This is a genomic window from Cobetia sp. PS-4MA (assembly GCF_057670765.1).
In genome coordinates this window covers 2734765-2755135 of the sequence record NZ_CM173107.1, presented here as the reverse complement: position 1 = coordinate 2755135, position 20371 = coordinate 2734765, and the positions used below count along the sequence as shown (strand labels likewise).

The 20371-nt window shown below is 63.5% G+C and carries 17 protein-coding genes; 10 read left to right on the top strand and 7 right to left on the bottom strand.

The features are described from left to right. Positions 1-387: 387 nt before the first annotated feature. The 4 genes from AC26AR_RS11710 to AC26AR_RS11695 all read left to right on the top strand — a co-directional run bounded on the left by AC26AR_RS11710 (position 388) and on the right by AC26AR_RS11695 (position 5361). A complete protein-coding gene (locus AC26AR_RS11710) occupies positions 388-1719 on the top strand; it encodes an MATE family efflux transporter (protein ID WP_303567542.1) in 1332 nt (443 codons plus the stop codon). A gap of 321 nt (positions 1720-2040) precedes the next feature. After that, the gene (locus tag AC26AR_RS11705; protein WP_141392336.1) at positions 2041-3300 is read left to right on the top strand and encodes a D-amino acid dehydrogenase; all 1260 of its coding nucleotides are present in this window, start codon (positions 2041-2043) and stop codon (positions 3298-3300) included. A gap of 161 nt (positions 3301-3461) precedes the next feature. Then, on the top strand, positions 3462-3845 hold the full coding sequence (locus AC26AR_RS11700; protein WP_488107082.1) for a RidA family protein: 384 nt from the start codon (positions 3462-3464) through the stop codon (positions 3843-3845). Positions 3846-4107: 262 nt separating this feature from the next. Beyond that, positions 4108-5361: a LysR family transcriptional regulator gene (locus tag AC26AR_RS11695; RefSeq protein ID WP_488107081.1), complete on the top strand. Its 1254-nt coding sequence runs from the start codon at positions 4108-4110 to the stop codon at positions 5359-5361. 116 nt (positions 5362-5477) lie between these two features. Here AC26AR_RS11695 and AC26AR_RS11690 read toward each other — a convergent pair whose 3' ends face one another. From AC26AR_RS11690 to phhA, 3 genes are all read right to left on the bottom strand, one after another. Beyond that, on the bottom strand, positions 5478-6671 hold the full coding sequence (locus AC26AR_RS11690) for an amino acid aminotransferase (RefSeq protein WP_488107080.1): 1194 nt from the start codon (positions 6669-6671) through the stop codon (positions 5478-5480). A gap of 1 nt (position 6672) precedes the next feature. Beyond that, the gene (locus AC26AR_RS11685; RefSeq protein WP_077374704.1) at positions 6673-7011 is read right to left on the bottom strand and encodes a 4a-hydroxytetrahydrobiopterin dehydratase; all 339 of its coding nucleotides are present in this window, start codon (positions 7009-7011) and stop codon (positions 6673-6675) included. Positions 7012-7077: 66 nt separating this feature from the next. Beyond that, positions 7078-7959: a phenylalanine 4-monooxygenase gene (phhA, locus tag AC26AR_RS11680; protein WP_303567545.1), complete on the bottom strand. Its 882-nt coding sequence runs from the start codon at positions 7957-7959 to the stop codon at positions 7078-7080. A 461-nt stretch (positions 7960-8420) separates the two neighbouring features. On the opposite strand from phhA, the gene AC26AR_RS11675 reads away from it, so the two are divergent. Beyond that, positions 8421-9980, top strand: coding sequence for a sigma-54-dependent transcriptional regulator (locus AC26AR_RS11675; RefSeq protein WP_084208116.1), 1560 nt, complete (start codon positions 8421-8423; stop codon positions 9978-9980). Between the two features lie 232 nt (positions 9981-10212). Then, complete coding sequence (locus AC26AR_RS11670; protein ID WP_240499676.1) at positions 10213-10812, top strand: MarR family transcriptional regulator; 600 nt, start codon at positions 10213-10215, stop codon at positions 10810-10812. 99 nt (positions 10813-10911) lie between these two features. Here the strand turns inward: AC26AR_RS11670 and cfa are convergent, their stop codons facing one another. Both cfa and AC26AR_RS11660 read right to left on the bottom strand, forming a co-directional pair. Continuing rightward, positions 10912-12090 (bottom strand): cyclopropane fatty acyl phospholipid synthase, encoded by a 1179-nt coding sequence (cfa, locus tag AC26AR_RS11665; RefSeq protein ID WP_077374696.1) that lies wholly within the window; start codon positions 12088-12090, stop codon positions 10912-10914. Between the two features lie 450 nt (positions 12091-12540). Continuing rightward, the gene (locus AC26AR_RS11660) at positions 12541-12918 is read right to left on the bottom strand and encodes a hypothetical protein (RefSeq protein ID WP_077374692.1); all 378 of its coding nucleotides are present in this window, start codon (positions 12916-12918) and stop codon (positions 12541-12543) included. 419 nt (positions 12919-13337) lie between these two features. Between AC26AR_RS11660 and fdhA the strand changes: the two genes are divergently transcribed. Further along, on the top strand, positions 13338-14546 hold the full coding sequence (fdhA, locus tag AC26AR_RS11655) for a formaldehyde dehydrogenase, glutathione-independent (RefSeq protein ID WP_488107079.1): 1209 nt from the start codon (positions 13338-13340) through the stop codon (positions 14544-14546). A gap of 126 nt (positions 14547-14672) precedes the next feature. Here fdhA and AC26AR_RS11650 read toward each other — a convergent pair whose 3' ends face one another. Beyond that, complete coding sequence (locus AC26AR_RS11650) at positions 14673-16049, bottom strand: aminotransferase-like domain-containing protein (protein WP_488107078.1); 1377 nt, start codon at positions 16047-16049, stop codon at positions 14673-14675. A 166-nt stretch (positions 16050-16215) separates the two neighbouring features. Between AC26AR_RS11650 and AC26AR_RS11645 the strand changes: the two genes are divergently transcribed. After that, positions 16216-17094 (top strand): EamA family transporter, encoded by an 879-nt coding sequence (locus AC26AR_RS11645; protein WP_488107077.1) that lies wholly within the window; start codon positions 16216-16218, stop codon positions 17092-17094. A 140-nt stretch (positions 17095-17234) separates the two neighbouring features. Then, the gene (gene argE / locus AC26AR_RS11640; protein WP_341542526.1) at positions 17235-18473 is read left to right on the top strand and encodes an acetylornithine deacetylase; all 1239 of its coding nucleotides are present in this window, start codon (positions 17235-17237) and stop codon (positions 18471-18473) included. Positions 18474-18519: 46 nt separating this feature from the next. On the opposite strand, the gene AC26AR_RS11635 is transcribed toward argE, so the two are convergent. Beyond that, on the bottom strand, positions 18520-19458 hold the full coding sequence (locus tag AC26AR_RS11635; protein ID WP_077374680.1) for a LysR family transcriptional regulator ArgP: 939 nt from the start codon (positions 19456-19458) through the stop codon (positions 18520-18522). Positions 19459-19619: 161 nt separating this feature from the next. Between AC26AR_RS11635 and AC26AR_RS11630 the strand changes: the two genes are divergently transcribed. Continuing rightward, positions 19620-20225 carry a LysE/ArgO family amino acid transporter gene (locus AC26AR_RS11630; protein WP_077374677.1) on the top strand — a complete coding sequence of 202 codons (606 nt, stop codon included), beginning with the start codon at positions 19620-19622 and terminating at the stop codon, positions 20223-20225. The last annotated feature ends 146 nt before the right edge of the window (positions 20226-20371 follow it).

The window sequence follows — 20371 nt, the reverse complement described above, 5'->3', positions numbered from 1 at the left end:
CTCTTCAGGGTTGCGGCGCGCTTCAGCAGACAGGGACGCCGCCCGCAGATGGCAGGACAATCGGTAGGGACAGACCGGTCGCCCAGCGGGTCAGCATCGTCAACAGGCGAAGCTTAGCACGCCCAATGTTTCCGCTAATACTACGCATCAACGGATTTTCTCGCCTTCGTGTTGCCGTTACTGCATCAAAGACATGTCTGGCTGGTGGTATCTGCCTGACGGAGGAATCCCTAGAATCAACGTTCAAGCGCTGTCGTCGCGTAGCTCAAGCGCCCTCGTTCTCTTCTTCAGACCAGCGATGCCTGGCATCCTGGGAGTGATTGCATGTCTTCAACTCGTACTTCTTCGACATCCTCGCCTTCATCCTGTCCGAGTACCGGCGAGCTGATGTCCCGTCTCTGGCGTTCCACACTGCCGATGACCATCGGCATCATGGGATTGCTGGGCTTCAATCTGGTGGATGCCGCCTTCGTGTCGCGCCTGGGTACGGCGCCACTGGCGGCTCAGTCCTTCACCTTCCCGCTGACCTTCCTGATCATCGGGGTCCAGGTCGGCATGGGCATCGCCATTGCCGCCATCGTGTCACGCACGCTGGGGGCAGGGGAGGACGCTCGTGCCCGGCGGCTCGGCAGTGTGGTGGTGCTGGTCTCCGGCGGATTGCTGGCACTGTTGATGGTAGGGCTATGGCTGATACGTGCGCCGGCCTTCCATCTGCTGGGCGCCAATGATCAGGAGCTCTCGCTGATCGAGCAGTACTGGGGCCCCTGGCTGGTGGCCAGCTGGGTGGGCGCCATGGCCTATGTGCTCTACAGCCTGTTTCGTGCCCACGGCAACACGCGGCTGCCCGGCGTGATGATGCTGGTGACCAGTCTGCTCAATCTGGCACTGGACCCTCTGCTGATCTTCGGTCTCGGCCCCGTGCCGGGGTTCGGGTTGGCGGGGGCTGCCTGGGCGACGCTGATCGCCTTCGTGATCGGCCTGATGGTGACGACCTTCAAGCTGTTGCAGGAAGAGTGGATCGCGGTGCAGGGGTTGGTTCAGGAATGGCGGGACTCCTGGCGTCAGCTGACGGGGATCGCGGCACCGGCCATCCTTTCGCAGATGATGCCGGCCGTGTCCGCCATGCTGGTCACGGCCATCGTGGCGACGCTGGGTCAGACCCAGGTGGCCGCCTGGGGGATCGCCTGCCGGCTCGAGACCTTTTCCTTGATCGTGGTGCTGGCACTCACCATGTCATTGCCCCCCTGGTTGGGACGGTGCTACGGCGCAGGTCGCTGGCAGGAAGTGCGCCGACTGATGAATCTGGTCGCCAGGATCGTGATCATCTGGCAGTTGGTGCTGGGCGTGGTGGTAGCGCTCCTCGCCGTCCCCTTGTCCCGGTTGCTGGTCGGCAATGAGGAGGTCGGCGCGGCGCTGGTCCTGCTGATCCCCTGGATGCTGCCAAGCTATGCCTTCCTGGGAATCTGCATGCTGGTGGTCTCGGCCGCCAATGCGCTGGGTTGGCCGCTACGGGCCACGCTGCTGTCCTTCCTGCGTCTCTTCGTGTGCTTCCTGCCAGCCGTCTGGCTGGGCGCTGAGCTCGATGGCCTGCGCGGCGTCGCGATCGGGGCGGCCATCGGCAATCTGCTGGCCGGTATCGTGGCCTGGCGTCTCTATCGTCAGGCGATCGGCGGGCTGGGCAAGTCCTCCCGAGGGCCTGTCGAGAGCGCCACCGCGTGATGCCGATGCGGGTGTGTTCGAGAGGGTGAGACTGCCAGGACGAGTCCTTGACGTAGTGCAAAAGCGGCCATTCTAAAAATGGCCGCTTTTTTGTGCGTAATTGCTGGCAGGTTGGCAAAATTAGCTATCAATCATCTGTATTGGAGGCCAATAACAGAATATTCGTGACGGATTTCACTCTTATACTGGGGTAATTGAGGTCAAGCCACTGAAGGCAGCGCTGCTGCTCGGGGCTGGATCAAGCGATACGTTTCGTGCGCGGCGCACGGAACCCCCTTTCTTCCACCGCCGAGCGCGGTTGCAGTCACGGAGTAGAACAACATGAAGATTCTTGTGCTCGGAAGCGGTGTCGTCGGCGTGACCAGTGCCTACTATCTGGCGCGTCAGGGCCATGAGGTCACGGTCGTGGATCGTCAGGCCAGTCCGGCGATGGAAACCAGCTACGGCAATGCCGGCCAGGTGTCCTTCGGTTTTTCCTCTCCCTGGGCGGCTCCGGGCATTCCGCAGAAAGCCGTCAAGTGGATGTTCCAGGAGCACGCGCCTCTCAAGATCCAGCCGCGCATGGACCCCCAGATGGCCAAGTTCATGGTCAAGATGTTCGCCAACTGCAATGCGGACCGTTATGCCGTGAACAAGGAGCGCATGGTTCGCGTCGCGGAATACAGTCGTCTGTGCATTAATTCGCTGCGTGAAGAGACAGGGCTGCGCTACGAGGACCGTCAGAAGGGCCTGCTGCAGCTGTTCCGCAACGAGGCCCAGGTCGAGGCCGTGCAGAAGGACATGAAGGTACTGGCCGGATGTGGCGTGCGTCACCAGCTGCTGGATGCCGAGGCCTGCGCCGCCGTCGAGCCGGCCCTGGCGCGCGTACCGGGCAAGTTCATCGCCGGGTTGCACCTGCCGGACGATCAGACCGGTGATTGCCATCTGTTCACCAACCGGCTGGCGGATTACTGCCGTGACACCCTGGGCGTCACGTTCGTCTTCAATACCACGATCCAGCGCATCCAGCGTACTGGTAGCCGGATCGAGAAGGTGATCACCGACCGCGGCGAGATGAGCGCCGACAGCTATGTGATGTGCCTGGGCAGCTACTCGCCCTTCCTGGCACGTGATCTGGATCTGGATCTGCCGATCTACCCGGTCAAGGGCTACAGCCTGACCGTGCCGATCATCAATGCCGATGCCGCGCCGCAGTCCACGGTGATGGACGAGACCTTCAAGGTCGCGCTGACGCGCTTCGATGATCGCATCCGCGTGGGCGGTACGGCGGAGCTTGCGTCCTTCGACCTGTCCCTGCTCGAGAAGCGCCGTGCGACCATCAACATGGTGGTGCGTGATGTCTTCCCGGAAGCGGGCGACTACGCCAAGGCGGAATTCTGGGCCGGCCTGCGTCCGATGACCCCGGATTCCACGCCGATCATCGGTGGCACCAAGTATGACAACCTGTGGCTGAACACCGGACACGGCACGCTCGGCTGGACCATGAGCTGTGGCAGCGCCAGCCTGCTGGCGGACCTGGTCGGCGGGCGTACGCCCGGCATCGACCCGAACGGGCTGAACCTCGGTCGTTACGCTGCCTGAATGCCATGTGCCGTCGTCAGGGCCTGCCGGTGTCGGCGGGCCCGGATCGCTCCCGTTTCTCGTCTCGTGTCATCAGGGAGTCGCTGAGCACGCTGTCATGTGACGCGTCTCCCCATACGCTTCATGACCTCTCTTTCATCACTCGATACAAGGAAGCCCGCATGACCAAGCAGATCATCTCCACTGACGCCGCACCTGCCGCTATCGGTCCCTATTCCCAGGCGGTGCGTACCGGCAACCTGGTGTTCCTGTCCGGCCAGATCCCGCTGGACCCGGCCACCATGGACGTGGTGGAGGGCGGATTCGAGGCTCAGGCCGATCAGGTGTTCCGCAATCTCAAGGCGGTGTGTGAAGCGGCAGGCGGTAGCCTGGATCAGCTGGTCAAGGTCAACCTGTTCCTGACCGATCTCAGCAATTTCGGCGTGGTCAACACCTTGATGGAGCAGTACTTCAGCCAGCCGTATCCGGCGCGTGCTGCCGTCGGCGTCAAGGAGCTGCCCAAGGGCGTGCTGTTTGAAGCAGAAGGCATACTGGCACTCTCGTGATGGCTCGCCCATTGCCGGTCTGAAGGAATGACCGGCCTGAACGAGTGGCCGGTCTGAACGAATGACTGGCGCATCGATGCCTTGTCCCTCACTCCCCTCGCTGATTCATCAGCGGGGGGAGTGTCGTTTCAGGGGCATGACGTCTTGAAGGCTGGTGAAGCGTGACATTTGGCGCCAGCATGATTAGCGTAAGGCTAAATGAGCCGGCGCCCACTGCTGGCTCTCGGAGCATCGCGGACGAACCCCTTCAAGGAGCAACACCATGGCGCAGTCAGACACAGGCACACGTGAACCCGGCATACGGCTGCGTCAGCTGGAAATGCTGTGGGCGGTGATCGAGTGCGGATCGATGAAGGGTGGCGCGGCGCAGCTGGGCATCAGCGTGCCGGTGGTCTCGCGGGGCTTGGCACAGCTTGAGCAGACGCTGGGCTATTCGTTGTTCCTGCGTGAAGGTGGCCGCCTGGTGCCCACGCCGGAAGCCGAACGCCTGACCCCGTCACTGGCCCGGATGTTCACCGCGCAGTCCGAGCTCAGGCGACTGGCCTTCGGGCCGGGCAGTGGCAAGCGCCCGCGCCTGGTACTGGCAGTGACGCCGTCTCTGGAAGCCTTTAGCACCGGATGGCTTGAGCGCATCGCGGCCAGCGAGTCGTTGAGTGATTGGCTGCCGAGCCTTGAGGTGATGGAAGCCTCGTCACATGCCGCGGCGCTGGCCGAGGGGCGGATACACATGGCCGTCACGCTGGAAGCGCCGGAGGAGCCTCAGGGCGGCAAGCGTGCCAGGACAGCGGCCGCACGCGCACGCGAACTCAAGCAGAGTCTGCGCGCCCGGGCCCGTGAGGAGACCGTGCTGGTGGAGGGCACCGAGGAGGGCGCCGGCATCCCTGCGGCGCAGGGTGTCTCCTCAGGCATGCCGGAGCTGGGAGACGATGCCGCATTGTCGGAGGTCGGTATCACTCGCCAGGATGATCTGCTGTCCTCTCTGGACGACACGACAACGGCGGCACAGCCTCCCGTCGAGGCTGCCGACGAGCAGCGCGACGCTGCAGGCCAGACTACTGCGCTCAAGCTGCCACTGATATTGCTGTGGCCTTCGCGCTGGCCACTGCTCGACAAGCCGCTGACGGTGGAACGCCTCAATGAGCGGCCGTTCGTGGAGCTGCCGGAAACCAGCAGTCAGGGGCGGCTGGTCCGTGGACTTCTCAAGCGAGAGCGCGTGACGCCGGCGAGTCTGGTGGAGGTGGCCACGCCTGCCAGCGCCGGGCGTCTGGCGCGCTCAGGTAGTGCTGCCACCATCATCGATGCCCTGTCGGCGCATCAGGTACTCGAGGATGCCGGAGGCGACCTGATCGGCATGCCGCTCTCGATGCGCAGCGAGCGCTATCTGGCGCTCAAGTGGCAGTGGCAGGCAACGCAGGACGATGAACCGCTTCATGAGGTGCAGGCCTTGCTGGTCAGCCTGCTGGAAGAGGCGGTGGCGGCGAGTCTTGCGACGCTGCCTGTCGAGCGCGAGGAATGACGGTCGCGGTGACAGCGAAGGCTACCGACTGAGGGCGCCTGACAATGTCTCGCCCCAGCAATGAAAAACCCGCCAATCGGCGGGTTTTTCATCTTTCACGAAGCGTTCGGTCAGGCTCAGCCCTTGACGACGGTCGCGATGGCCTTGGCGACGTAGGGCAGATTCTCGCTGGAGAAGCCGGCCACGTTGGCGCGTCCGGAGCGCACCATGTAGATGCCGAACTCGTCACGCAGGCGATCGACCTGCTCCGGTGTCAGGCCGGTGTAGGAGAACATGCCGCGCTGTTCGGCGATGAAGGCGAACTGCTCATCCAGGCCATACGGCTTTAGCGCCTCGACGAACTCACGACGCAGGCCATTGATGCGCTCGCGCATCTCGGTCAGCTCGCTCTTCCACTCCGCGCGCAGGGTGTCGTCCTCGAGGATGTCGATGACCACTGCACCGCCATGCGCCGGCGGGTTGGAGTAGTTCTCGCGCGCGGTGATCGCGGCCTGGGAGCGCACGTCCAGCATGCTCTCCTCGTCCTTGGCGATCAGGATCAGGCAGCCGGTACGCTCGCAGTAGATACCGAAGTTCTTGGAGCAGGAGCTGGTGATGATGGCTTCATCGACATTCTCGGCCAGCAGGCGCACGCCGTAGGCATCTTCTTCCAGACCATCACCGAAGCCCTGATAGGCGAAGTCGATCAGCGGCAGCAGCTTGCGTGACTGGACGACTTCCAGCACCTGGTCCCACTGCTCGCGGCTCAGGTCGAACCCGGTCGGGTTGTGGCAGCAGGCGTGCAGCACCACCACATCGCCTTCCGGAATCGTCTTGAGGGTCGCCAGCATGCCGTCGAAGTCGAGGCGATTGTTCTCGTCGACATACGGGTAGCTGTGACGCGTCACGCCTGCGGCATCGAAGATGCCCAGGTGATTCGGCCAGGTCGGAGTGGACAGCCAGATACCACGGCCCTTGAGGTTGCTGGCGATGAAGTCTGCCGCCAGACGCAGGGCACCAGTACCGCCGGGCGCCTGAGTGGCGCTGGCACGGTTGGCAGCCAGCACCGGCGACTCGGCGCCCAGCACCATCGGCAGTACGACCTTGCCGAAGCGCGGGTCACCGTGGGAGCCGATGTAGGTCTTGGTGACTTCGCTCTCGACCAGGCGGTCCTCGGCCTGCTTGACCGCACGCATGACCGGCGTATTGCCGTTGGCATCGCGATAGACGCCCACGCCGAGGTCGACCTTCTGCGGGTTGGTGTCCTTGTTGAAGGCTTCGATCAGGCCGAGGATGGCATCCCCGGGTACACGCGCAATCTGCTCGAACATCTTATTTCGCTACCTCGTCGGTTCTGGCGGCCATGATGAAATCGTTCTTGTGCAGACCCTTCATCTCGTGGGACCACCAGGTCACGGTGACCTTGCCCCACTCGGTGAGAAGTGCCGGGTGATGCCCGACGTCCTCGGCAATCTCGCCTACGCGATTGGTGAATGCCAGTGCCTGCTTGAAGTTGCGGAACTTGAAGCATCGCTCCAATTGCATGATGCCATCGCGATTGAGCAACTGCCACTCGGGAATGGCGGTCTTGAGCGTCTCGATGTCGCTGTCACTGACCTTGGGGGCATCGAAACTGCAGGCTTCACAGGACTGTCTGGCGAGTTCGGTCATGTCACTATCTCCGGCTTGGGGAAAGAGGGTGGGGCGGGTGAAAAGGAGCGCAAGGCGCCGGTGCGATCAGCGTGGTGCGAAGCGCGGCGTCTTGAGACCGAGCGCCATGGCCTCGTGCACCAGCGCCATGATGTCGCGACTGGCGAGTTCATGCAGATCGTCCAGCGATTCCAGGACATAGTAGAGCGGCTGCAGGATGTCGATGCGATACGGGGTGCGCAGTGCCTCGACGGCATCGAAGGGCAGGTGCTCGGGGCGCTCGAGACTGTCTTCGAGCTCGCCCAGTGCATAGCAGGTCTCGCGTGGCGAGGAAATGATGCCGCCGCCGTAGAGGCGCAGCGCACGACTGCCATCGGGGTGAGCCTCGCGCAGCATGCCGAATTCCACCGTCATCCAGTAGAGGCGTGCCAGGTAGACGCGCTCTTCCTTGCTGGCAGCGAGACCGAGTCGACCGTAGGTGGCGGTGAATTCCGCGAAGGCGGGGTGGGTAAGCATCGGGCAGTGACCGAAGATCTCGTGGAAGATGTCCGGTTCCTGCAGGTAATCGAGTTCTTCGGGACGGCGAATGAAGGTGGCAACCGGGAAGCGCCGCTCGGCGAGCAGTTCGAAGAAGCGGGTGAAGGGGATCAAGGCTGGTACTCGTGCGGTTCGCCAGCCGGTGGCCGCCTCGAGCACCCGGTCGATCTCGTCCAGCTGGGGGATGCGATCCCGGGGCAGGTCAAGATGTTCAAGCCCTTGCAGGTACTCGCGGCAGACGCGTCCCTCGACCAGCGCCAGCTGGCGCGTCATCAGCGTCTGCCAGGTGGCGTGCTCCTGATCGCTGTAATGGATCTTGCCCTGGCTATCCGGTTCATGCGCCACGTAGCGGGTGCCCTTGGCCTGAGCCTGCGAGCCGGACGCAGATACCTGGGATGCCTGTGGCCAGTCACGACCCTGCGGTGCGTTCATGCAACCTCCCGAACGGTATGGCGGCGCTGCGTGGGCAGGCTGCCGTATTGTCATCATGGCGGACATGTCAGTCCCTGCATGTCGATGACTACGCTAGGCCTTGTCGGACAGCCTTGACCAGTGCCACGGCCTGCTTTTGCGCGGCAGATAGCGGTGCGATGCCCCGTCTCTTGTCACATAATCCTGACACCTGTGCGGCTGATGGCCTCGAACAGTGCCATTCGGGCAGTTTTGCGTGCCGGCAATACCGTCTATTGTAAGGAATGCTTTACGAGGTTTTTGATAACGCTTACGTTAACGTCATCGATGTGCCGCATTGCCCTGCGGTAGCTCGAATGATGTCCTCGGGTCATCAGCGTTTCCCCTCCACGCTTGTGATCCTCAAGCGCCTGACCCTCAGAGCCGTGCCGTCAGAGCCACCCTGACAGCGGCGATATGCCAACGACAATGCCGAGAATGCCATGCGCCTCAAACTGACCTGTCAGAACCGGATCGGGATTCTGCGCGACATCCTGGCCCCCTTTGCCGATTACGGCCTCAACGTGTTGCGTGGTGAGGTCGGTGGGGAGGCCAACAACTCCATCTATCTGCATGTTCCCAACATGCTGCGCATGCAGCTCTCCACCCTGAAGCCAGCACTGGAGGAAATTCCCGGGGTCTTCAAGGTCACCCGGGTCAGCCTGATGCCCACCGAACGGCGTCATCTGGAGCTCAATGCGCTGCTGTCATCGCTGTCTGATCCGGTGATGTCCATCGACATGGAGGGACGCGTGGTGGCGGCCAATCGTGCGGCCGGCAAGCTCTTGGGCGTCCGCATCGATGAGGTGCCGGGGCTGGCACTGACGCGTCACATCCAGGATGTCGACCTGCCGGAGCTGATCCGGCGCAACAATGCCCGCGTCAACGGCCTGCGCCTGCGTGTCGGAGAGGAAACCTTCCTGGCCGACATCGCGCCGCTGCATACCGAGAACGAGGACGTGGCCTCGCTGGCGGGGGCCGTAGTCACCCTGCATCGTGCGGACCGTCTGGGCTCGCGTATCTATCAGATCCAGCGTACCGAGGTGCGGGGGTTCGAGGCCATCTTCCAGGCAAGCCGTCAGCTGTCCGCCGTGGTCAAGGAGGCCAGGCGCATGGCGCCGCTGGATGCCCCGCTGTTGATCGAGGGCGAGACCGGCACCGGCAAGGAATTGCTGGCGCGCGCCTGCCATCTGGCCAGTCCACGCGGGCAGGCACCGTTCATGGCGCTCAACTGTGCGGGCCTGCCGGAGTCAATGGCCGAGACGGAGCTGTTCGGTTATGCCCCGGGCGCCTTCGAGGGGGCACGGCCGGAAGGCAAGCTGGGTCTGCTGGAGCTGACCAGTGGTGGCACCATCTTCCTCGATGAGGTCGGCGAGATGAGCCCGCGCATGCAGGTCAAGCTGCTGCGCTTTCTGCAGGATGGTGGCTTCAGGCGTGTCGGCAGCGATGAAGAGACCTTTCTGGATGTGCGCGTCATCTGCGCGACCCAGCAGGACCTGCCGGCGCTGAGCAGCGAAGGGCGCTTCCGCCACGACCTCTTCCATCGTCTCAATGTGCTGTGCGTGCAGATTCCGCCACTCAGGGAATGCCTGGATGGACTGGAGGAGCTGGCACATCACTTTCTCGAACGTGCCGTGCGCCAGATCGGAGCGCGTGTTCGCACTCTCTCACCGGAGGCGATGGCACGCCTGCGCGGCTATCACTGGCCCGGCAACGTGCGCCAGCTGGAAAACGTGCTGTTCCAGGCGGTCTCGCTGTGCGAGGGCGAGGTGATCGAGGCGCAGCATCTGCGCCTGATTGGCGAGGTGCGCGATGAAGGTCTGGACAGCATCGATCTGGCAGGCAGCCTCGGCGATATCCATGATGAGGTGGAGCGGCGCGTGCTGGCGCGTCTTTATCCGGAATTCCCCTCCAGCCGATTGCTGGCCAAGCGTCTTGGTGTCTCGCACACCACCATTGCCAACAAGCTCAAGCGCCACGGGATCGGCTCGGAGGCGGACTAGCCGCGCGAGGATCACGCGAACGCTCACGCGGGCGCTCAGGCACGCAAACAGGCCAGCGCGCCATCGGAAAGGGGAGTGGCAGGATGCTGCCGAGCGCGTCCCGTCACGCGTGTTTTGATTTGCCCGCTAATAAAGCGTATGATTCCGCCATTCATTAGCAAGCTAAATTGACGTTGGCATCGCGGGGCTCATCCAGGGGGTGAGCCCCGTGGCGTGGAGACGGAGAATCATCATGCAACAAGGCACTGACGACGAAGTGGCGCTGCAGGCGATGAAAGCCTGTGATGATGCTCAACCCCTTCACGAGACCATCAAGCCCTCCCTGGGAGGCCTGCTCGGGCGTGTCCACCGCCTGTGGCGTACCTCGATCACGACCGCGGTCGAGCCATTGGGGATGACGGAAGCCCGCTGGACGGTGATGGTGCATCTGGAGAAGCTTGGCGAGGGCTGTACCCAGCAGATGCTGGCCAGCGAGCTGGGAATCGAGATGCCGTCGTTGACGCGCACGCTCAATCAGCTCGAGTGTCAGCAGCTGATTCGTCGCGAACCCCACGCCACGGATCGTCGTGCTCGCTGCCTGTGGTTCACCGAGGCGGGCCATGAATGCCTTGTGCAATTGGGTGAGCGCATCGCGCGAGTTCGCGAGGAGCTATATGTCGGCTTCGAGGATGAATCGCTGGATCAGCTGGCCGGCATGCTTCAGGCGCTGGAGCGCAATGCCAGGCACAGCATCTCCCGCTCGCAGGCCGAGTCGGCAGGCAATGCCCCGGCATCACGGACAGGTGCCAGAGGGACGCGCTCCCGGTCACCGGCGACGCATCGTGAGTCATGAGTCATGGGTCACCAAGGGGCGAGTCGTCCCCTGGTGAGTCGCCTTGCCGGACGCCTGGCACGGCTGGAGAGTGCCAGGCGCACGGAGGGCGCAAGCGGATCAGCGTGGTGCGTCGTAACGCCCCGGATTGCCGTGGGTGAAGACCACCTGCCAGAGCTGAAGCTGGCGGGCGCGGAAGGCCCCGGCACAGGCACCCAGATAATACTCGAACATGCGCTTGTCCCGCGTCGTGTAGGTGTCGGCCAGTTCATGCCATCTGGCATCGAGGTTGGCACGCCATGCCATCAGCGTCGGGTCGTAGTCGGCACCGAAATTCTGCCAGTCCTCCATGATCAGGTGATGCTCGCTGGCCTGGATCAGTTGACTGGCACTGGGCAGCACGCCGTTGGGGAAGATGTAGCGATTGACCCAGGGGTCCGCGGAGATGTCGCTCAGGTTGGAGCCGATGGTGTGCAGCACGAAGCGTCCGCCGGGGCGCAGCAGCTGCGCGACACGGGTGAAGTAGGTCGCGTAGTTCTTGTGGCCGACGTGCTCGAACATGCCGATGGACACGATGGCATCGAAGGTGCCGACCTCGTGACGGAATTGCTCGTCACGGTAATCCTTGAGCAGGATCTCCACTGGCAGGCCATGGCAATGTTCCCGCGCCAGCGCCGCCTGCTCGGCGGAAATGGTGATGCCGACGACTTCCACGCCATAGTGGCGCGCGGCGTAGGCGGCGAAGCTTCCCCAGCCACAGCCGATGTCCAGCACGCGCATGCCGGGTGTCAGCCCGAGCTTGCGACAGGCGAGATCCAGCTTGGCCTGCTGGGCCTGCTCCAGGTTCTCCGGCGCGATCGGCAATCCTTTCCAGTATCCGCAGCTGTAGCACAGGGTCGGGTCCAGCATGCGGGTGAAGAGGTCATTGCCGAAGTCGTAATGCACCTTGCCCACCACCTCGGCACGACGACGGCTCTGCAGATTGATGACTCCTGCCTGGAGGCGGTAGGCGATGCGCTCACCAAAGGTGTGGGCTCGCTCCCCCAGCCCATGCTTGAGCAGGCGATGGATCATCTCGTCGATCCGTTCGCAATCCCACCAGCCTTCCATGTAAGCCTCACCCAGCCCCAGACTGCCCTGATTCAGCACCCGCCGGAACAGATCCGGATGGCGGACGCAGATATCCCAGGGGTCAGGGCCATTCAGACTGACCCCGGAGCCAGAGAGCAGGCGCTCGACGATCTGTCGTTGACGGTTTTCGGGTAGTGCAACGGGGGCCAGGCGTTGTTCGATACTCATGGAAAAGCCTCCTTGACGGCGCTGGGCGCGTAGAGTCCTGATGGATTCGTCATGGCAAATGGCAGTGATCGACCGCCCCGGGCGTTGGGTAGTCGAGCGTCTCGCATGGCAATGCTCGGGTGTCACGGCTGTCTGGTACGCAAAAGCTTCGCCTCCGCTCCCGCGTGCTGCGCTGTCCTGGGGGATGTCAGGCGCCGAACTGGCGAGCGCTTTCGTCTCAGCATAGTCAAGAGTCGTCTAATGCGGCGCTGCAATATCCCGTCGTGGGCGGCAACCCGAGGTTGCGCGTTCCGAACGGCCGTCCGTCTCCGGGGTTTCGTGATGCATGAACGCAAGAAAGCCGCCCCTGAGGGGCGGCTTTCTTGCGTTCATGCGTTCTTGTGCTCATGCGCTCTTGCATTCATGCACATGGCCTTGCTGTCAGCTCGGGCTGGCTGACGGGAAGGCGCCTCAGCGGCAGCGGATGGTCCAGGCGACCTTGTAGCCTTCACCTTCGTGGGTGGCGGCGGCCATCTCGGTATCCTCATTGATGGTGCCGCCTTCCAGCTGGTCGTTGCCTTCGGCTGCCTTGGACATGCTGTCCTGCGGGCCGAAGACACGGGAATCAAGCACGTCGTACTTGTCGCGATCCTGCTCCTCGCAGACTTCCAGAGCGCGTTCCTTGACCTGAGCGATGGCATCGTCACGGTCCTCATCGACGGCGCTGACCTCGTAACGCGTGTCCTGCTTCTCGATCACGCTGGTGTTGCCACAGCCCGCAATGAAGGCGGTTCCGGCGATGGCGACGGTCATGCAGGCGGTGCGCAGGGCGTTGGATGTCATGGTCATGGTCTCTCCTTGGAATGAATCAGGCCAATGGCTCGCAGCGAGACGCCGCTCACGGAGCGAGGGCTGGCGCGAGCGATTGCCATGGCGAAATGGGTTACCCATCGTGCTCTGCTGATTGACGTGGGGGCAGTGTCACTGGCTTCAAGTGTGGCGATGCATCGACGCATCCTGTCGGCCAGGCGCGACGACCTCGGTCATGCGCACTGCCACTTTGGTCGTGGCATGTCTCGCATGGGCATGTCGATGCCTCATCTGGACAGCTCACCCGTGGCAAGTGGCCTAGTCTGCAGGGGCCCTTCAGGTCGGACGCCACCGACAGGGGGCGGGTGGTCGGCGTATCGGCAAGTGACGGGAGATGTCGTCAGCGTGCCTGTCTGACGCCGTCCATGCACCAAATCCCATGCCAGCAGGAGCACGTCATGTCAGCCAATGCCAATCGCGGAGTCGTCTACCAGGGAGCGGGGAAGGTGAGTGTCGAATCACTGGACTATCCGACCCTGGCGCTGGGAAATCGCAAGTGTGAACACGGCGTCATTCTCAAGGTCGTCTCGACCAATATCTGTGGTAGCGATCAGCACATGGTGCGTGGCCGGACCACGGCACCCCAGGGCCTGGTGCTGGGCCACGAGATCACCGGACTGGTCGTCGAGGCTGGTCGCGACGTGGAATTCATCAAGGTCGGCGACATCGTCTCGGTCCCGTTCAACATCGCCTGCGGGCGCTGCCGCAACTGCAAGGAAGGCAAGACGGGGATCTGTCTGAATGTCAATCCGGCGCGTCCCGGCGCGGCCTACGGCTATGTCGACATGGGCGGCTGGACTGGCGGGCAGACGGATTACGTCATGGTGCCCTATGCCGACTTCAATCTGCTCAAGTTCCCGGATGCCGATCAGGCGATGGAGAAGATCCGTGACCTGACGCTGCTCTCCGACATCTTCCCGACAGGCTTCCATGGCTGCGTGACTGCAGGGGTCGGGCCGGGCGCTACGGTCTACATCGCGGGGGCCGGGCCGGTCGGGCTGGCGGCGGCGGCGTCTGCCCAGCTGCTGGGGGCGGCCTGCGTCATCGTCGGCGACATGATTCCCGAGCGTTTGCAGCAGGCCGAGAGCTTCGGCTGCGAGACCATCGACCTGCGTCAGGAAGGCTCGATGGAGGACAAGGTCGAGGCGATTCTCGGCGAGCGCGAAGTGGATTGCTTCGTCGATTGCGTCGGCTTCGAGGCGCATGGCTGTGGGTGTGATCATGGGCGTGAGCAGCCGGCGACGGTACTCAACTCGGCAATGGCGCTGACGCGTGCCGGCGGCCAGATCGGCATTCCCGGCCTCTATGTCACCGAAGACCCGGGCGCCGAGGATGAGGCCGCCAAGGTCGGTGCGCTCTCCATGCGCTTCGGACTGGGCTGGGCAAAGTCTCACTCGTTGCACACGGGGCAGTGTCCGGTAATGAAGTATCATCGCCCGCTGATGCAGGCGATCCTGTTCGGGCGCGTCAATATCGCCGATGCGGTCAACGTGCAGGTCATCAGTCTGGAAGAAGCGCCGCAGGGCTACGCGGACTTCGACGGTGGCGCTGCCAAGAAATTCGTCATCGACCCCCATGCCATGGTGCGCAACGGGCGCGCTGCCTGATATCGGGCATGAGAGACCCTTCGTGACAGGAGGCTTTCGCTACAGACGACGCTGCCACGCCCTGTTGACCGGGGCGTGGCAGCGTCGTCTGCATTGTCTGACAGGCGCATGTGAGCACGACAACCTTCAGCGTTTGCAGTGATTCGCGATCAACGTCATCAGGCGGGCGAGTTCCTGCTCGATCCGCTCATCCGGTGCAAGGCCGATATTGAGACGCAGACAATTGCGATAGCGCGCAGATTCGGTAAACCAGGGGCCGATCCGGATATCAAGCTGTGCCTGCTCGGCGGCCTTGCCGAGGGCCCTGGCATCGAGGCCGGGCACCTCGATCCACAGCACCAGGCCACCTTGTGGTTGCGTCACGCGACTGCCCTCGGGCAGATGCTGACTCAGATAGTTGAGGTAGTGGGCCTTGTGCTGGCTGAGCTGGTGACGGACACGTTTCAGGTGGCTGGCATAGGCGCCGGAATCGATGAAGTCCGCGACGGCGCACTGTACCAGCGTCGGCACGCCCAGCGCGCGCTTGAGATACGGCGGAAGGAATCGACCGGGCCGACACCAGCCCAGTCGGTAGCTCGGTGACAGGGTCTTGGAAACCGAACCACACCAGATGACGAAGCCGCCTTCGTCGTGGCAGGCCGTTGGCAGTGGCGGCGCTTCGCGATGGGTGAGCTCGAGATAGACATCATCCTCGATCACCGGCACGCGGTAGTGATTGGCAAGCTTGGCCAGGCGTTGTTTCTGCGCGGGAGTGAGGGTGATGCCCTGGGGATTCATGTGAGTGGTGCAGAACAGCCCGGCCTGCAGCTGACCGTTGGCGAGATGCTGTTCGAACTGATCGAGATCGATGCCTTGTGCACTCGAGGGAATCTCGATGACGTCGAGGGACAGCTGCGAGAGCAGATCCAGCAGGCCGTTGTAGCACGGTGAGCTGACTGCCACCGTGTCGCCGGGTTGCGTGCAGACCTCAAGCGCCGTCCTGACCGCATCCATGCAGCCGTGAGTGATGACCATCTCCTCACTGCCCAGCGCAAAGCCGGCCTGGGTGAAATGGCTCGCCAGGGCGCTCAACAGTGCGGGTTCGCCTTGCGCGGCGGGATACTGGGTGAGGGTATGCACGGCCCGCTTCATGGCGCGGCGCAGGCTGCGATCCAGTGCCTGCCGGGTCGCCTTGTCCAGCGCCAGATGCGCAGTGCCCAGCGGCCCGCACCACCTCTGCGTGCGATGGCGATGCGTGGCGGGTGTGATGACTCGGCTCTCGAAGGACTGCCAGGTGGGCGCGGGCATGACACGTGAGGGCTCGGCGATGAAGAACCCCGATTGTGGGCGAGCCATCAGCCAGCCCTGCGATTCCAGCTCCGCATAACAGCTGACCGCCGTCGACACGCTGATGCCGTGCTGGCGGGCAAACTGGCGCAGCGACAGCATGCGATCCCCGGTACTGAGTCTGCCGGCCTGAATATCCTGAATGCACTTCTCTGCCAGCTGTCGATAGCGTGCCATGAGCGAACTGTACTGGTGGAATGTCCAGAAACTGTATCTGTACGGCCTTGGTGCGGCAAGCGAGACTGGCCCTCGTATGCCGCACGTCATCACCGTGATGTTCCACGGTCACGGACAGCGGCGGTCATTGCCCGTCGTCAAGGGAATCTCGATCAGGAGACACGCCATGCAGGGACGCGATCTATTGCTCATCACCAGCGTGATGGCAATCTGGGGCTTCAACTTCTCGATGATCAAGCTGGGGGTCAGTGACATGGATCCCTTGCTGATCGCCGCGGCGCGCTTCGCGTGTGCCACCTTTCCGCTCATCTTCTTCATCCGCAAGCCGCAGGTGCCGTGGCGCTACCTGATGGCCTACGGGCTGGTGTTCGGTACCGGTATCTGGGGCATGGCCTCATGCTCGATCACCTTCGGACTGTCCTCTGGCATGGCGGCGGTCCTGTTGCAGACCGATGTGCTGACCACGGTGCTGGTCGGCGTGCTGCTCTACCGGGAGATCATCTCGCCGCGCATGGCGGCAGGCATTCTGGTCTCGCTGGTGGGGCTGGTGGTCTCCGTCTTCACCACCAACGGCAACGTGACCCTGGCGGGACTTGCCTTCATCCTGCTGGCGGCGATCTGCTGGCCCCTGGCTGGCGTGATTCTGCGCAGCTCCGGCACGCGCGCACCTTTCGCCTTCAACCTCTGGGGCATGCTGTTTGCACCGCTACCGCTGATGGCGCTGAGCGTCGCGATGAATGGCTGGGGGGGGCTGAGTGCCACCTATCAACAGTGGGGGATGGATGCCTGGGTCTCGGTGCTGTTCCAGGCCTATCCGACGACCCTCTTTGGTTACTGGGTCTGGAACCGGATGCTGCTCAAGTATCCGATGAGTCAACTGGCCCCCATGACCTTGCTGGTCTCGGTGTTCGCGTTGCTCAGTGGTTACGCCATCTTTGATGAGCAGTTGTCGCTGGCACAGTGGCTCTCGTGCAGCATCTTCCTGTTCGGGATCGCGCTGGTGCTCTTTCCCCCGCGTCGCAAGGCGCTTGCGGCCTGTGGCTGATCGCGGCACTCCTGGCCCGGTTTCTGTCGTGGCCTGGCGCTTGTTGTCAAAGGTGCGCTGCGCTATACCGGTGAGCACATGAGGCCAGCGCGTTGCGCATGGTGCTCTCCGCTCAGATGTCCCCGAACAGGAATGCCCCCATGCACGCTTCCGCCACCAGCGCCGTCGATACCGCCAGCCTGATGCCTCAGCACGCCGACTTCTCCGATTGGCCGAACAGCCGTGAATGGCTGGCGCATCTGATCCATTTCGCGACCGTGTCACGTGACTCGAATCTGGCGTTGATCCATTGCCTGCGTGATGCTCTGGAAGTGGCCGGTGTCAGCGCCGAGATCATTCATGATGATGGCGGTGACAAGGCCAATCTGCTCGCGGTGATCGGCCCTGTCGTGGAGGGCGGTGTGGTGCTGTCCGGGCATACCGATGTGGTGCCGGTGGAGGGGCAGGCCTGGGACAGTGATCCCTTCACGCTGCGCGAGGCCGATGGCCGCCTGTATGGGCGGGGCTCATCCGACATGAAGGGCTTCATCGCCTGCTGCATGGCGGCGGTGCCGGCGCTGGTGAGTGCAGCGCGTGATGGCAAGCTTGAAAGGCCTGTGATTTTCGCTTTCTCGTATGATGAAGAAATCGGCTGTCTCGGCGCGCCGCGGATGATCGCGCGTCTGCGTGATCGCCTGCCGCGCCCGGCGGCGGTGCTGGTGGGGGAGCCGACCCTGATGAGCGTCGTCGATGCCCACAAGGGCATCACGGTCATCCGCACCACGGTGACCGGCAAGCCGTCGCATTCCAGTCAGGTCAATCTGGGGGTCAGCGCGATTCATCTGGCGGCACGCATGGTCACCTTCATCGAGGACCGCATGCAGGCGCGCATCGATTGTGGGCATCTCGACGAGCGTTTCGAGGTGCCGCATGCCAGCCTGCATGTCGGGCGCATCGAAGGCGGCACGGCCGTCAACATCACCGCAGGGCAGTGCATCTTCGATTGGGAGTTGCGCCATCTGCCGGGCGAGGATGTCGAGGCGATGCTGGCGGAGATCGATGCCTACGCGGAGCGTCTGCTCGTGCCCTATCGCGAGCGGGCGCCCGAGGTGGCGATCCACAGTGAGCGCACGGTGGAGACGGTGCCGGCGCTGGGGCAGGGCGAACGTGATCCGGCAATCCATCTCTGTCAGCGTCTGCTGGGGGAGGCGCGTGCCAGCCAGGCGGTGACCTATGCCACCGAAGCGGGCCAGTTCCAGCGCGAAGGCTGGCCGACGGTGGTCTGCGGGCCCGGCTCCATCAGCGTGGCCCATCAGGCCAACGAGTACATCGACATCCGCCAGCTGGCGGCCTGTGATCGCTTTCTCGCTCAGCTGGTGCGTGAGCAGCAGACGAGCTGAGTGCGAGGGGCTGGCGTGATGCGGACAGGGTCATAAGCTTACAGGATCACAGGGTCCCCGGGCGTGGCGGTTGCTGCTCCGGTATGGGCAGCAGCATGGCGCTGCAGTGGCGCAGCAGGTGATCCGTGAGCTGTTCGAGGGTGCTGCCGCCATGGCGCCAGTGATGCCAGTAGAGCGGGATGTCCAGCGCGTGGTCCGGCGCGATATCGACCAGTTCACCGCTGTCCAGCAGGTGGCGCGCCTGCTGCTCGGGAATCATCCCATAGCCCATGCCACTCAAGGCCAGGTGAACGAAGCCTTCTGAGGAGGGACAGAGGTGATGCGGGAAAGGCTCGTCGAAGCCCATCTCGGCCAGCAGCCGATGCTGCAGACGGTCATCCCGGCCATAGACGATGGCGGGCATGCTGCGCAGTTTCTCGGCAGGCAGACGTGACGGGATGACGCCATCCTCTCCGGCGATGTGGCGGCGCACGAAATCCGGGCTGGCCAATGCGCGATACCGCATGCTGCCCAGCGGATGTGAGCGTGCCCCCTGGACCGGGCGTGGGGTCGAGCAGATGCAGCCCGCCACCTCGCCATCACGCATGCGCTTGAGGGCGACCTCCTGATCTTCCACCAGCATGTCCAGCAGCAGCTCGTGCGTCTGACAGAAGGCACCGGTGACCTGTGGCCACCAGGTGGCCAGCGAGTCGGCATTGATGGCGATGCGCAGGCGCTGCTCGCTGTCACCGAGAGCGGGAATCTGATCCAGCAGGTCATGCTCCAGCAGGCGCACCTGCTGCACATGATTGAGCAGACGCCGCCCCAGCGGAGTCGGCCCCAGGCGTGGCGTGCGCACCAGTACCGGCTGACCCAGACGGGCCTCCAGCAGCTTGATGCGCTGCGAGACCGCTGATTGTGTCAGGCCCAGCGCGCGTGCCCCGCGCTCGAAACCTGCCTGGTCGATGACGGCGGCCAGCGCCTCCAGCAGTTTGTAGTCCAGCATCAGAAATCCTTATGAGCCATTCCCTGAATCAATTTCCATGATGTATTCATCCTAGCGTACTCTGCCTGCGGCTGCAGCGCCGGGAAGTCCGGAAGCGCGCCGAAGACAGACAGGGGCGCAATGCGCTGAATCCGAGAATCATGCAAGGGAAGGGCAGTGTCATGTGGTGGTCAGTGTTCAATGGAGCAGGTGTCGGGGCCGGGCTGATCATCGCCATCGGTGCCCAGAATGCCTTCGTGCTGGGTCAGGGGCTCAAGCGCGAACATCAATGGTGGGTCGCGGGGCTCTGTGCGCTGTGTGATTGGCTGCTGATCGTGGCGGGGGTCTTGGGGCTGGGGGCCTTGATGCAGCAATCCCCCATGTTGATGAGCATCGCGCGTTGGGGAGGTGTCGCCTTCCTGCTCTGGCAAGCCGTCAAGGCGCTGGGGCGCATGCGCAGTGGTGGGCAGCTCACGGCGAGTACGGCGCTCAAGGCGAGCCTTGGCAAGGTGCTGATGGCGACTCTGGCGGTGACCTTGCTCAATCCGCAGGTCTATCTGGATACCCTGGTGATGCTGGGTGCCATCGGGGCACAACAGAGCTCGCCGGCGGGCTTCATCGCCGGAGCCAGCCTGGCCTCGATGGTCTGGTTCTTCGGGCTGGTGGCCTGTGCTGGCTGGCTGGCACCCCGCCTGACCAGTCCGCGTGCCTGGCAGGTCATCGAAGCCTTCATCGCGGCCATTCTGCTGGCCGTCGCCTGGCAGCTGGGCAGTGGCGCCTGGCTCTAGTGGCCAACGCAAGACGGGCATGTGGCAGTCGCAGGCGCGACGCGCCGATAGGTGTAAAGAAAGCATGACGCAGTGTCAGGCGCTCGCGGCAGTGAGAGCGCCCCGGGTGAGCAGTGTCGAGATGGCCGTCAGCACTATGGCAGAGT